The 14,282-nt window shown below is 53.9% G+C and carries 10 protein-coding genes; 9 read left to right on the plus strand and 1 reads right to left on the minus strand.

The genetic code is table 11. The annotated features are described in order from the left end of the window. Nucleotides 1-20: 20 nt before the first annotated feature. The 8 genes from ileS to AX755_RS07045 all read left to right on the plus strand — a co-directional run bounded on the left by ileS (nucleotide 21) and on the right by AX755_RS07045 (nucleotide 11,102). On the plus strand, nucleotides 21-2,837 hold the full coding sequence (ileS, locus tag AX755_RS07010; protein ID WP_029882680.1) for an isoleucine--tRNA ligase: 2,817 nt from the start codon (nucleotides 21-23) through the stop codon (nucleotides 2,835-2,837). After that, nucleotides 2,837-3,337, plus strand: a complete 501-nt coding sequence (gene lspA / locus AX755_RS07015) for a signal peptidase II (RefSeq protein WP_013095527.1) — start codon at nucleotides 2,837-2,839, stop codon at nucleotides 3,335-3,337. The genes ileS and lspA overlap by 1 nt, the downstream gene beginning before the upstream one ends. 117 nt (nucleotides 3,338-3,454) lie before the next feature. Further along, nucleotides 3,455-3,904, plus strand: coding sequence for an FKBP-type peptidyl-prolyl cis-trans isomerase (gene fkpB / locus AX755_RS07020; RefSeq protein ID WP_013095528.1), 450 nt, complete (start codon nucleotides 3,455-3,457; stop codon nucleotides 3,902-3,904). A 1-nt stretch (nucleotide 3,905) separates the two neighbouring features. Continuing rightward, nucleotides 3,906-4,856: a 4-hydroxy-3-methylbut-2-enyl diphosphate reductase gene (ispH, locus tag AX755_RS07025; protein WP_028015471.1), complete on the plus strand. Its 951-nt coding sequence runs from the start codon at nucleotides 3,906-3,908 to the stop codon at nucleotides 4,854-4,856. 205 nt (nucleotides 4,857-5,061) lie between these two features. Continuing rightward, complete coding sequence (dapB, locus tag AX755_RS07030) at nucleotides 5,062-5,883, plus strand: 4-hydroxy-tetrahydrodipicolinate reductase (RefSeq protein WP_062856526.1); 822 nt, start codon at nucleotides 5,062-5,064, stop codon at nucleotides 5,881-5,883. 454 nt (nucleotides 5,884-6,337) lie between these two features. Beyond that, on the plus strand, nucleotides 6,338-7,486 hold the full coding sequence (gene carA / locus AX755_RS07035) for a glutamine-hydrolyzing carbamoyl-phosphate synthase small subunit (protein ID WP_023620045.1): 1,149 nt from the start codon (nucleotides 6,338-6,340) through the stop codon (nucleotides 7,484-7,486). A gap of 18 nt (nucleotides 7,487-7,504) precedes the next feature. Next, entirely contained in the window at nucleotides 7,505-10,729 is a 3,225-nt protein-coding gene (carB, locus tag AX755_RS07040; RefSeq protein ID WP_062856527.1) for a carbamoyl-phosphate synthase large subunit, read from the plus strand. A 139-nt stretch (nucleotides 10,730-10,868) separates the two neighbouring features. Next, complete coding sequence (locus tag AX755_RS07045; RefSeq protein WP_062856528.1) at nucleotides 10,869-11,102, plus strand: YgdI/YgdR family lipoprotein; 234 nt, start codon at nucleotides 10,869-10,871, stop codon at nucleotides 11,100-11,102. Nucleotides 11,103-11,149: 47 nt separating this feature from the next. Here AX755_RS07045 and AX755_RS07050 read toward each other — a convergent pair whose 3' ends face one another. Then, nucleotides 11,150-13,693 carry an autotransporter family protein gene (locus AX755_RS07050; protein ID WP_062856563.1) on the minus strand — a complete coding sequence of 848 codons (2,544 nt, stop codon included), beginning with the start codon at nucleotides 13,691-13,693 and terminating at the stop codon, nucleotides 11,150-11,152. Here AX755_RS07050 and AX755_RS25570 point away from each other — a divergent pair. Next, nucleotides 13,584-14,075, plus strand: a complete 492-nt coding sequence (locus tag AX755_RS25570) for a hypothetical protein (RefSeq protein WP_170942758.1) — start codon at nucleotides 13,584-13,586, stop codon at nucleotides 14,073-14,075. The two genes, AX755_RS07050 and AX755_RS25570, sit on opposite strands and share 110 nt — an antisense overlap. The last annotated feature ends 207 nt before the right edge of the window (nucleotides 14,076-14,282 follow it).

Raw genomic sequence — 14,282 nt, forward strand, 5'->3', positions numbered from 1 at the left:
AATACGGAACCGAGAATCTGATGAGTGACTATAAATCAACCCTGAATTTGCCGGAAACAGGGTTCCCGATGCGCGGCGATCTCGCCAAGCGCGAACCGGGAATGCTGGCGCGTTGGACCGATGATGACCTGTACGGCATCATTCGTGCAGCCAAGAAAGGCAAAAAAACCTTCATTCTGCATGATGGCCCTCCATATGCGAATGGCAGCATTCATATTGGTCACTCTGTAAACAAGATTCTGAAAGACATTATCGTGAAGTCCAAAGGACTCGCGGGATATGACTCGCCTTACGTTCCGGGTTGGGATTGCCACGGTCTGCCGATTGAACTGAAAGTTGAGCAGGAGTTTGGTAAGCCGGGTGAGAAATTCACCGCGGCGGAATTCCGTGCGAAATGCCGTGAATACGCGGCCACTCAGGTTGACGGCCAGCGTGCAGACTTTATTCGTCTGGGCGTGCTGGGCGACTGGTCGCATCCGTACCTGACCATGGACTTCAAAACCGAAGCCAACATCATCCGTGCGCTGGGTAAAATCATCGGCAATGGCCACCTGCACAAAGGCGCGAAGCCGGTGCACTGGTGCGTGGACTGCCGTTCTGCGCTGGCAGAAGCAGAAGTTGAGTATTACGACAAAACCTCGCCTTCAATCGACGTGGCCTTCGAAGCGGTCGATCAGGATGCGATCAAAGGTAAATTCGGCCTGCCGGGCGTAAGCGGTCCGATCTCGCTGGTTATCTGGACCACCACCCCATGGACGCTGCCTGCTAACCGTGCAATCTCCCTCTCCGGTGAGTTCGAATATGCACTGGTTCAGATTGACGGTCAGGCGCTGATCCTGGCGAAAGATCTGGTGGAAAGCGTGCTGAAACGCGCGAACATCACCGACTACACCGTGCTGGGCACCGTGAAGGGCGACGCGCTGGAGCTGATGCGCTTCAAACACCCGTTCCTGGACTTCGACGTTCCGGCGATCCTGGGCGACCACGTGACGCTGGAAGCCGGTACCGGTGCAGTACATACCGCCGGTGGTCACGGTCCTGACGACTACAACATCAGCCTGAAATACGGTCTGGAAATCGCGAACCCGGTTGGTCCGGACGGCTCATACCTGCCTGGTACGTATCCATCGCTGGACGGTATCAACGTCTTCAAAGCGAACGACATCATCGTGGAGATGCTGCGTGAGCGCGGCGCGCTGTTGCACGTTGAGAAAATGCAGCACAGCTACCCGTGCTGCTGGCGTCACAAGACGCCGATCATCTTCCGTGCGACCCCACAGTGGTTCGTCAGCATGGATCAGAAAGGCCTGCGCGAGCAGTCTCTGAAAGAGATCAAAGGCGTGCAGTGGATCCCGGACTGGGGCCAGGCACGTATTGAATCCATGGTGGCTAACCGTCCTGACTGGTGTATCTCCCGTCAGCGTACCTGGGGCGTGCCGATGTCGCTGTTCGTGCATAAAGAGACGCACGAACTGCACCCGAACACGCTGGAACTGATGGAAGAAGTGGCGAAGCGTGTTGAAGTTGATGGCATTCAGGCGTGGTGGGATCTCGATGCCCGCGATATCCTGGGCGCTGACGCGGACAACTACGAAAAAGTGCCAGATACCCTGGACGTGTGGTTCGACTCCGGGTCTACTCACGCCTCCGTGGTTGACGTGCGCCCTGAGTTTGCCGGTCATGCGGCTGATATGTATCTGGAAGGTTCTGACCAACACCGTGGCTGGTTCATGTCATCTCTGATGATCTCCACCGCCATGAAAGGTAAAGCACCTTACCGTCAGGTACTGACCCACGGTTTCACCGTCGATGGTCAGGGCCGTAAGATGTCCAAATCTATCGGTAATACCGTTTCTCCGCAGGACGTGATGAACAAACTGGGCGCAGACATTCTGCGTCTGTGGGTGGCATCTACCGACTATACCGGCGAAATGGCGGTATCAGATGAGATCCTGAAACGTGCTGCCGACAGCTATCGTCGTATCCGTAACACCGCGCGCTTCCTGCTGGCGAACCTGAATGGTTTCGATCCGGCAAAAGACATGGTGAAACCGGAAGAGATGGTGGTGCTGGATCGCTGGGCGGTAGGCTGTGCGAAAGCGGCGCAAGAAGATATCGTTAAGGCATATGAGTCTTACGATTTCCATGAAGTGGTGCAGCGCCTGATGCGATTCTGCTCCATAGAGATGGGCTCGTTCTACCTCGACATCATTAAAGACCGCCAGTACACCGCGAAAGCGGACAGCGTGGCGCGTCGTAGCTGCCAGACTGCACTGTATCACATTGCAGAAGCACTGGTGCGCTGGATGGCGCCAATTATGTCCTTCACCGCGGATGAAATCTGGGGCTACCTGCCAGGTGAGCGTGAGAAGTATGTCTTCACCGGCGAGTGGTACGAAGGTCTGTTCGATCTCTCCAGTACCGAAGCGATGAACGACGCCTTCTGGGACGAGCTGCTGAAAGTGCGTGGCGAAGTGAACAAGGTCATCGAACAGGCGCGTGCAGACAAGAAAGTCGGTGGTTCTCTGGAAGCGGCAGTGACCCTGTACGCAGAACCTGAGCTGGCGGCCAAACTGACGGCGCTGGGCGATGAATTACGATTTGTCCTGTTGACCTCCGGTGCGAAAGTTGCGGATTATGCCGACGCTTCTGCTGACGCTCAGCAGAGCGAACTGCTTAAAGGACTAAAAGTCGCACTGAGCAAAGCCGAAGGTGAGAAGTGCCCGCGCTGCTGGCACTACACCACCGATGTCGGCCAGGTGGCGGAACACGCAGACATCTGCGGACGCTGTGTAAGCAACGTCGCCGGTGACGGCGAAAAACGTAAGTTTGCCTGATGAGTAAAACTCTCTGTTCAACAGGACTGCGCTGGCTGTGGCTGGTTGTGGTGGTGCTGATTATTGATCTGGGCAGCAAGTTCCTGATCCTCCAGAACTTTGCTCTGGGGGATACGGTTCCGCTGTTCCCGTCGCTTAACCTGCACTATGCGCGTAACTATGGCGCAGCGTTTAGCTTCCTTGCTGACAGCGGTGGCTGGCAGCGCTGGTTCTTTGCGGGTATTGCTATCGGTATCTGTGTGGTGCTGGCGGTGTTGATGTACCGTTCGAAAGCGACGCAAAAGCTGAATAACATCGCCTATGCGCTGATCATTGGCGGCGCGTTAGGTAACCTGTTCGATCGCCTGTGGCATGGCTTTGTGGTCGATATGATCGACTTCTACGTCGGCGACTGGCACTTTGCGACCTTTAACCTCGCTGATAGCGCAATTTGTATCGGTGCGGCGTTAATCGTGCTGGAAGGTTTCTTGCCGAAACCCGCCGCGAAAGAGCAGGCTTAATTGTAAATGCCGGGTGGCGCTGCGCTTACCCGGCCTACAGAATTTGTGGCCTCCCGTAGGCCCGGTAAGCGCAGCGCCACCGGGCAACAGGTGACCCAAAACAAGCGAGCAATTTGCATGTCTAAATCCGTACAAAGCAATAGCGCGGTTCTCGTTCACTTCACGCTGAAACTGGATGACGGCTCAACGGCCGAATCCACCCGCAATAACGGCAAACCAGCCCTGTTTCGTCTTGGCGATACGTCGTTATCTGAAGGTCTGGAGCAGCAGCTTCTGGGTCTGAAAGAGGGGGAGAAGAAGGCGTTTTCGCTGGAGCCGGATGCGGCGTTTGGCGTGCCAAGCCCGGATCTTATCCAGTACTTCTCTCGTCGTGAGTTTATGGATGCGGGCGAACCGGAAATCGGGGCGATTATGCTCTTTACCGCTATGGATGGCAGCGAAATGCCTGGCGTGATCCGCGAAATCAACGGCGACTCCATCACCGTAGATTTCAACCATCCGCTTGCCGGGCGCACCGTCCATTTTGATATTGAAGTGCTGGAGATCGATCCGGTACTGGAGGCCTGAAATGCAGATCCTGTTGGCTAACCCGCGCGGCTTCTGCGCCGGTGTAGACCGCGCTATCAGCATTGTTGAAAATGCGCTGGAGATTTACGGCGCGCCGATTTACGTGCGTCACGAAGTTGTACATAACCGTTACGTGGTCGACAGCCTGCGTGAACGCGGTGCAATCTTCATTGAGCAGATCAGCGAAGTGCCGGACGGCGCGATCCTGATTTTCTCCGCACACGGTGTCTCCCAGGCGGTACGTAACGAAGCGAAAAGCCGTGATTTAACGGTGTTCGACGCCACCTGTCCGTTGGTAACCAAAGTGCATATGGAAGTGGCGCGCGCCAGCCGTCGCGGTGAAGAGTCGATCCTGATTGGTCATGCGGGTCATCCGGAAGTCGAAGGCACGATGGGCCAGTACAGCAACCCGGAAGGGGGGATGTATCTGGTGGAGTCGCCGGAAGATGTTCTGACATTGAACGTGAAAAACGAAGCCCGTCTGTCGTTCATGACGCAGACCACGCTTTCAGTGGATGATACGTCGGATGTGATTGACGCATTGCGCCAGCGTTTTCCAAAAATCGTCGGGCCGCGTAAAGATGATATCTGCTACGCAACCACTAACCGCCAGGAAGCGGTACGTGCGCTGGCTGAGCAGGCGGACGTGGTGCTGGTGGTCGGCTCGAAAAACTCCTCTAACTCCAACCGTCTGGCCGAACTGGCGCAGCGCATGGGCAAGGCGGCGTTTCTGATTGACGACGCGACGGACATTCAGGAAGCGTGGGTGAAAAACGCGGCCTGTGTCGGTGTCACCGCAGGGGCTTCCGCGCCGGATATCCTGGTGCAGAACGTGATCGCCCGTCTGCAGGAACTGGGTGGTGGCGAAGCCGTTCCGCTGGAAGGCCGCGAAGAAAACATCGTCTTCGAAGTCCCGAAAGAGCTGCGTATTGATGCACGCGAAGTGGAATAATCCTTCTTCTGATGAAAGGCCAGCACCTCCTGTGCTGGCCTTTTTTTTATCTGCTACTTTATCGTGACGACAAAATCATGTCTTTTACTGATATTTGAGTCCGTTTCACGTTAAATTCTAATTATCGGTGTTTTCAGTTGGCAGCCCTGACAAAGGCTGGTTAATCTGAAAACGGTTTACATCAATTTAACGTAAGAGAATAACTATGCATGATGCACAGATCCGTGTCGCTATTGCGGGCGCGGGTGGACGTATGGGTCGCCAGCTCATTCAGGCGGCACTTCAGATGGATGGCGTAGCGCTGGGCGCAGCACTGGAACGTGAAGGTTCATCGCTTCTTGGGGCCGATGCCGGTGAACTGGCAGGCGCGGGCAAGACGGGCGTTACCGTTCAAAGCAGCCTTGATGCGGTGAAAGATGATTTTGATGTGTTCATCGATTTTACCCGGCCAGAAGGCACACTGACCCATCTGGCATTTTGCCGTCAGCACGGCAAAGGCATGGTGATTGGCACCACCGGGTTTGATGAAGCCGGTAAACAAGCCATTCAGGATGCGTCACATGAGATTGCTATTGTCTTCGCTGCTAACTTTAGCGTGGGCGTTAACGTTATGCTTAAGCTGCTGGAGAAGGCCGCAAAAGTGATGGGCGTTTATACCGACATTGAGATTGTCGAAGCTCACCACCGTTACAAAGTCGATGCTCCCTCCGGCACGGCGCTGGCAATGGGCGAAGCGATTGCGCATGCACTGGATAAAGATTTAAAAGACTGCGCGGTATATACCCGCGAAGGCCATACGGGCGAACGCGTCCCGGGAACGATTGGTTTCGCAACCGTGCGTGCGGGTGACATCGTCGGGGAACATACTGCGATGTTCGCCGATATTGGAGAACGTGTAGAGATCACGCATAAAGCATCCAGCCGCATGACATTTGCCAATGGTGCCGTTCGCTCCGCTTTGTGGCTGAAAGGCAAAGAAAATGGTCTTTTTGATATGCGTGATGTGCTCGATCTCAACAATTTGTAAGAGATATTACCCATCGTGATGTGGTTATTGCAGTCGTAACTTTTTGATTGCATAGGGCAATAAGTTATTGCCCTTTTATTTTTCCCATTTCATGTTTATTTTTGTCTTTTTTGGCTAAAAGTAGATGTTATCCCGCCATTTTGTGTTGCTGGCATGTAAATTTTGACCGTTTGGTCCACTTTTTATTATCTGAGTACCAGAAATTCCAATAAACTTGCCACGCAAGCGTTTTCTGTCGTGATTTACCTGATCTTTTTGCCGCTTAACATCTTTTCAGGCCGCCAGGCTTGCAAAAGGATAATTAAAATATCCGTTTTGAGTTGACTTTTACCTGGCAAATCTCCAGAATGCCGCCGTTTGCCAAAAATCCGCTGGCAACACATTTGCATTGATTTATGACATGGTTGTGAATTAATATGCAAATAAAGTGAGTGAATATTCTCTGGAGGGTGTTTTGATTAAGTCAGCGCTATTGGTTCTGGAAGACGGAACCCAGTTTATCGGTCGGGCCATAGGGGCAACGGGTTCGGCGGTTGGGGAAGTCGTTTTCAATACTTCAATGACCGGTTATCAAGAAATCCTCACTGATCCTTCCTATTCTCGCCAAATCGTTACTCTTACTTATCCTCATATCGGCAATGTCGGCACCAATGCTGCTGACGAAGAATCTTCTCAGGTACATGCGCAAGGCCTGGTCATTCGCGACCTGCCGCTGATTGCCAGCAACTTCCGCAATACCGAAGACCTCTCTTCCTACCTGAAGCGCCATAACATTGTGGCGATTGCCGATATCGATACCCGTAAGTTAACGCGTCTGCTGCGCGAGAAGGGTGCACAGAACGGCTGCATCATCGCAGGGGACAACCTCGATGCGGCGCTGGCGCTGGAAAAAGCGAAAGCCTTCCCGGGCCTGAATGGCATGGACCTGGCGAAAGAAGTGACGACCACTGAAGCATACAGCTGGACGCAAGGTAGCTGGACGCTGTCAGATGACCTGCCGGAAGCGAAAAAAGAGAGCGAGCTGCCGTTCCACGTGGTCGCCTACGATTTCGGCGCCAAGCGCAATATCCTGCGCATGCTGGTTGATCGCGGCTGCCGTCTGACGGTGGTGCCGGCGAAAACCTCTGCCGAAGACGTACTGAAGATGAATCCGGATGGCATCTTCCTCTCTAACGGACCTGGCGACCCGGCACCGTGCGATTACGCTATTGATGCCATCAAGTCCTTCCTCGAAACCGATATTCCGGTATTCGGCATCTGCCTCGGCCATCAGCTGCTGGCGCTGGCGAGCGGGGCGAACACCATTAAGATGAAGTTCGGTCACCACGGTGGTAACCACCCGGTGAAAGACATCGACAACAACACGGTGATGATTACGGCACAGAACCACGGCTTCGCAGTAGATGAAGCGTCAATGCCGGCTAATCTGCGCGTGACGCACAAATCCCTGTTCGATGGCACCCTGCAGGGGATCCATCGTACCGATAAGCCAGCGTTCAGCTTCCAGGGACACCCGGAAGCCAGCCCGGGGCCGCACGATGCCGCACCGCTGTTCGATCACTTCATCGAACTTATCGAGCAATACCGTAAGACCGCTAAATAATCAGGAGCCGAGAAGACCATGCCAAAACGTACAGACATAAAAAGCATCCTGATCCTTGGCGCTGGCCCGATTGTTATCGGTCAGGCCTGTGAATTTGACTACTCCGGTGCACAGGCGTGTAAAGCCCTGCGCGAAGAGGGTTACCGCGTTATCCTGGTGAACTCTAACCCGGCGACCATCATGACCGACCCGGAAATGGCGGATGCAACCTACATCGAGCCGATTCACTGGGAAGTGGTACGTAAAATCATCGAGAAAGAGCGTCCGGATGCGGTTCTGCCGACCATGGGTGGCCAGACTGCGCTGAACTGCGCACTGGAGCTGGAGCGTCAGGGCGTGCTGGAAGAGTTCGGCGTGACCATGATTGGTGCGACCGCCGACGCGATTGATAAAGCAGAAGACCGTCGTCGCTTCGACGTGGCGATGAAAAAAATCGGCCTCGACACCGCACGTTCCGGTATCGCTCACAACATGGAAGAGGCACTGGCCGTAGCGGCTGAAGTGGGTTATCCGTGCATCATCCGTCCTTCCTTCACCATGGGCGGCACCGGCGGCGGTATCGCCTACAACCGCGAAGAGTTTGAAGAGATTTGCGAGCGCGGCCTGGATCTCTCCCCAACCAAAGAGCTGCTGATTGATGAATCGCTAATTGGCTGGAAAGAGTACGAGATGGAAGTGGTGCGTGATAAAAACGACAACTGCATCATCGTCTGCTCCATCGAAAACTTCGATGCGATGGGTATCCACACCGGCGACTCCATTACCGTTGCGCCAGCGCAAACGCTGACCGACAAAGAGTACCAAATCATGCGTAACGCCTCGATGGCGGTACTGCGTGAAATCGGCGTCGAAACCGGTGGTTCTAACGTGCAGTTCTCGGTGAACCCGAAAACCGGCCGTCTGATTGTTATCGAAATGAACCCGCGTGTGTCCCGCTCCTCCGCGCTGGCCTCTAAAGCGACCGGCTTCCCGATTGCGAAGGTGGCGGCGAAACTGGCGGTCGGTTACACCCTTGACGAGCTGATGAACGACATCACCGGGGGCCGCACGCCTGCGTCCTTCGAACCGTCTATCGACTACGTTGTGACCAAAATTCCACGCTTCAACTTCGAGAAATTCGCTGGCGCGAACGACCGTCTGACCACCCAGATGAAATCTGTGGGTGAAGTGATGGCGATTGGCCGCACGCAGCAGGAATCCCTGCAGAAAGCGCTGCGCGGCCTCGAAGTGGGCGCGACCGGCTTCGATCCGAAAGTGAGCCTGGACGACCCGGAAGCACTGACCAAAATCCGCCGCGAGCTGAAAGACGCGGGCGCAGAGCGTATCTGGTATATCGCCGACGCCTTCCGCGCAGGCTTGTCCGTGGACGGCGTGTTCAACCTGACCAACATCGACCGCTGGTTCCTGGTGCAAATTGAAGAGCTGGTGCGTCTGGAAGAGAAAGTGGCGGAGCTGGGCATCAATGGCCTGGACGCTGACTTCCTGCGCATGCTGAAGCGCAAAGGCTTTGCCGACGCGCGTCTGGCAAAACTGGCCGGCGTGCGTGAAGCGGAAATCCGCAAGCTGCGCGACCAGTATGACCTGCACCCGGTCTACAAGCGTGTTGATACCTGTGCGGCAGAGTTTGCGACCGATACGGCTTACATGTACTCCACCTATGAAGACGAGTGTGAAGCGAATCCGTCCGTTGACCGCGACAAAATCATGGTACTGGGCGGTGGCCCAAACCGTATCGGCCAGGGCATCGAGTTTGACTACTGCTGCGTACACGCCTCTCTGGCGCTGCGCGAAGACGGTTACGAGACCATCATGGTCAACTGTAACCCGGAAACGGTCTCTACCGATTATGACACCTCTGACCGTCTCTACTTCGAACCGGTAACACTGGAAGACGTGCTGGAAATCGTGCGCATTGAGAAGCCAAAAGGCGTGATCGTGCAGTACGGCGGCCAGACGCCGCTGAAACTGGCGCGCGCGCTGGAAGCCGCAGGTGTGCCGGTTATCGGTACCAGCCCGGATGCCATTGACCGTGCAGAAGACCGCGAGCGTTTCCAGCAGGCGGTTGACCGTCTGAAGCTGAAACAGCCGGCAAACGCCACCGTGACTGCGATTGAACAAGCGGTTGAGAAGGCGAAAGAGATTGGCTACCCGCTGGTGGTGCGTCCTTCTTACGTGCTGGGCGGCCGCGCGATGGAAATCGTCTACGACGAAGCTGACCTGCGTCGTTACTTCCAGACGGCAGTCAGCGTGTCCAACGATGCGCCGGTGCTGCTGGATCGCTTCCTCGACGATGCGGTTGAAGTGGATGTGGATGCTATCTGCGACGGCGAAATGGTGCTGATTGGCGGCATCATGGAGCACATCGAGCAGGCGGGCGTGCACTCAGGCGACTCCGCCTGTTCTCTGCCAGCGTACACCCTGAGCCAGGAAATTCAGGACGTGATGCGTCAGCAGGTGCAGAAACTAGCCTTCGAACTGCAGGTTCGCGGCCTGATGAACGTCCAGTTCGCCGTGAAAGACAACGAAGTCTACCTGATTGAAGTGAACCCGCGTGCGGCACGTACCGTACCGTTCGTCTCTAAAGCGACCGGTATTCCGCTGGCAAAAGTGGCGGCGCGCGTGATGGCCGGCCAGACGCTGGCTCAGCAGGGCGTCACAAAAGAGATTATCCCGCCGTACTACTCGGTGAAAGAGGTGGTGCTGCCGTTCAACAAATTCCCGGGCGTTGACCCGCTGTTAGGGCCAGAGATGCGCTCTACCGGGGAAGTGATGGGCGTGGGCCGCACCTTTGCAGAAGCGTTTGCTAAAGCGCAACTGGGTAGCAACTCCACCATGAAGAAATCTGGCCGTGCGCTGCTCTCTGTTCGCGAAGGTGATAAAGAGCGCGTGGTTGACCTTGCTGCCAAACTACTGAAACAGGGCTTCGAGCTGGATGCAACCCACGGTACGGCGATTGTGCTGGGTGAAGCGGGAATCAACCCGCGCCTGGTGAACAAGGTGCATGAAGGTCGTCCGCACATTCAGGATCGCATTAAGAATGGCGAATACACCTATATCATCAACACCACTGCGGGCCGCCAGGCGATTGAAGACTCCAAGCTGATTCGCCGCAGCGCGCTGCAGTACAAAGTGCATTACGACACCACCCTGAACGGCGGTTTCGCAACAGCCATGGCGCTGAACGCGGATGCCACCGAGAAGGTGATTTCGGTCCAGGAAATGCACGTCCAGATTAACAAGTAAGACAAATTGCCCGGTACCGTTCGGTTACCGGGCATTCTTCCCCTCTTCAGAACCTTCTGGTTTTCCATCCGCATTCAGTCAGTTAGCCTAAAATGGTTAGGTCGATAATGAAATTCAACTGAGAGCAGGGGAAAACACCATGCAAAATAAACTACTGATCGCTTCCGTTCTGGCTACCACTGCAATGTTCACCGTAGCGGGGTGTTCATCTAATCAGGCGGTAAAAACCACCGATGGCCGCACCATCATTACGGACGGCAAACCGCAGGTGGATGACGATACCGGTCTGGTGTCGTATAAAAACGCGGAAACGGGTCAAACCGAGCAGATTAACCGTGACCAGGTTAAATCCATGGGTGAACTGGATAATTAAAAAAAGCAGTGGCATCCGCCACTGCTTTTATGCTTGATGCGGATGGATTACCAGCGGTGGTTTAACAAAATATGACCGCCGTAAGCGGCATAGTTGTTTTCACCCCATTCGCCGCTGGCGCGAAGTGAAATTGTCGTGGTCTCGTTAAGATTGCCGGTAATACCCAGCTCTACCTGACCACGATCCTCCGGCGTATTATTACTTACGGTTTCGTCGTTGAAGGCTAGATCGTTTTGACCTGCACCCTTCAGCCAGTTCACCGCAACGTATGGCTGCCAGGCCGTGACGTCCTTTTGCTGGAAATAGCTGGATTTCACACCCAGACGACCGAAGACGCTGTCGTTATCCAGAGTCGTCACCCGGACGCCATCGCGGTCCGTATGATTTTCCTGATCAAGATAGCTGTAGATCACCTGCGCCTGAGGCTCGATCTTCCAGGTACGCTCGTTTTCAGATGGGATAACCCACGCATGGCCAACTTCAACAGACGCGGCAAAACCTTCGCTGTTGTAATCTTCATCGTTGCGGTTGCTGGTCACTTTGTTGTTGTACCAGCTGTAGGCGGCCCAGGTATCAATGTAACTGCCCAGGCGTAATTTCTGATCTTCCTGCCAGGTGGCGTAGAGCCCAACGTTGAAGCCATCGACTTTACCCTGTGCGTCACGCACGTTGTGTTTCGCATCTGAGTGGGTCTTCGCCTGGCCTGCACCGAACATGCCACCGGCACGCAGGATACCGCTGTCCATTGGCTTGCTGAGGAAATCGCTGCCGACTTGCAGAACGGTGGTCGTGGTGTCGTAGCTGACTTTATCGCCGCCTGCATCATTTTCATGGTAACGACCTTTTACATACATCCAGGTATTCAGATCGTCTTCGTTACGGAAAGTGAGCTGATCGCGATCGTCACGTTTGTGCAGGAACATACTCTGAGCAGCCAGATAGTTACCTAAATACGCGCCCACTTCAGGTGCCATCACTTCTGGTGCTGGGGTATTGCCGCCGCCGTTATCGCTATTATCACCACCGTCGCCGTTATCATTGCCGCCGCTGTTGCCGCCATCGTCGGTATTGCTGCCATTGTCACTGTTACCGCCATTATCAGTGTTACCGCCATCGTCGGTATTGCCACCGTTGTCGGTATTATCACCGTCATCGGTATCATCTGTTGGATCGACAGGTGGCGTGGCCTTCGATTCCAGGTACCAGTTCCCGTCACTATGCTGGTAAAGAGAATATTCGTATGCGCCTGCCACAACCGGTTTGGCCAGGGTTAGCTGTGCTTCAGAGCTGCCGGCGACGCTGACAATCTCCATGCCGTTCACGGTCTGTGCGCCAAGTCCACCCATGTTGCTGACGGTCACGCCGGACTGGCCAAAACTGCTGCCGGTTATTGTGAGATGATCGGTAGGTGCCGTGTCAGTACCCAGCTCGCTGTTTAACACAATCTGGCTACCTTCTGCGCCGGTATAGTCACCATTAATGGTAAAGTCATTACCCACGCTGTGGTCGGCAGCACTGAGCAAAAGCGTGCCGCTGTTGGTCACGTTGCCGTTAATGGTATCAATGCCGGCGTTTCTGAGGGTTGCATTACCCTCAATTGCATTCCACGCTGCCAGCGTACCGCCGCTGAGAATAGTGATGTTGTTGTAGACGGTTCCTGCGGTGGCAAACTTTGCCCCGTTCTGCACGGTGAGAGTGGCATTGCTGTTTTCAACACCTAACGTTGCGCCTGCCGCTACCAGCGTTGTGCCGTTTCGCAGGGTCGTATCGCCGGTATAGCTGTTGTTGCCGGTCAGCGTCAGCGTATTCGCATCAACTTTCTCTACGTTTCCGCTGCCGGTCATGTCGGTAGAAAACGTAAAATTGCCTCCCTGGTTAAAGATAACCGTACCATTGTTGGTTAGGCCGCCGCTGAGGCTTGCCATACCTTCGCCATTGCCCAGCTGGAGCGTGGCTTCATTCGCCACCAGCGTATTGCCAGCATTGGAAACGGTACCCGCCAGGGTCAGGTTGCCGCTATTCACCTGCAGTGAATCACCGGCGCCAATGATGTCGACGTTACCCGTCAGCGTCCAGTCTTCACCGTTCATTTTGACAGAGGCGAAGCCATCGCCTTCGTTCAGTCCGATAAAATTGCTGTCTTCTGTACCGGTGCCTACCAGGGTCAGGGTGTTACCGGTTGAAAGCGTGGAAATGACATCGCCAGACAGGTTTGAACCTGTGTTGAGGGTGAGGGTATTATATTTGTTACTGGCGAACATTATAGCTGTCTTGCCACCGCCAATTGAGCCATTGTTAATGATGTCAGCCTTCGCGGTATCCGTTACGTTGATACCATTCTGATCACCCTGAATGGTGCCGGTATTGATGATTTTGGTTCCACCACCGCTGAGTTTGATACCATCTTCGCTTGTGCCGATAATCGAGCCATTATTATCAATCACAATTCCGGCGTCAGTAGCCAGACCTGTATTGCCTTTAATGATGCCTGTTTCCGTATTTGATATGCTAATTGCAGAGGAATCTTCATTAACAAAAATACCCTTTTCAAAGCCGGTTATGTTTCCTTTGTTGGTTAAACTACCCTGCATCGTGACTATGTTTACAGCGTTCTTTGTTGCGGAGGAAATGGTAGCGCCAGCATTATTATTAATATCGAGTGGCTGCGCGCTAGTGTTTATATCAAGTCCATTCGAAGTGCCGGAAATATTCCCATTGTTTGTTATTGAACTGACTTTAAATCCTGAGGCGGAAACAGCGGCTAAATCGCCAGACGATGACACAGTAATATCTTTATTGATGACGTATTCGGTATCGGCGGAGAAGTCTTGCGGGGCAGAGGTTGACTGGTCGATGGTGCCTGCAGAACTGATTATTGGTGTAAAAACAAGCAGGGCGGGAAATAATCTCCCCAGTAACTGGGTGGTCCTGTTTAATTCCAGACGTTTTACTTTCATATTCACATCCATTTAAAAGGAAATTCGAAGTGAAGAAAAATATTCTCTTTCAGGTTTTAAAGAGAAGCGTTGAGAGGAGTGGGTTGAAATTATTATGTTTTCAATGTGTTATGTATACTTCGATTTATTAAAATGAAAATTTAATAAATCTAAATATGACACGGTTATAAATAATGCAGTGTCAATTATTTGTGAGAGGAATCTATTTGCAGGTGTTCAAATA

The organism is Enterobacter sp. SENG-6, from assembly GCF_001605945.1.
Classification (GTDB): domain Bacteria; phylum Pseudomonadota; class Gammaproteobacteria; order Enterobacterales; family Enterobacteriaceae; genus Enterobacter; species Enterobacter cloacae.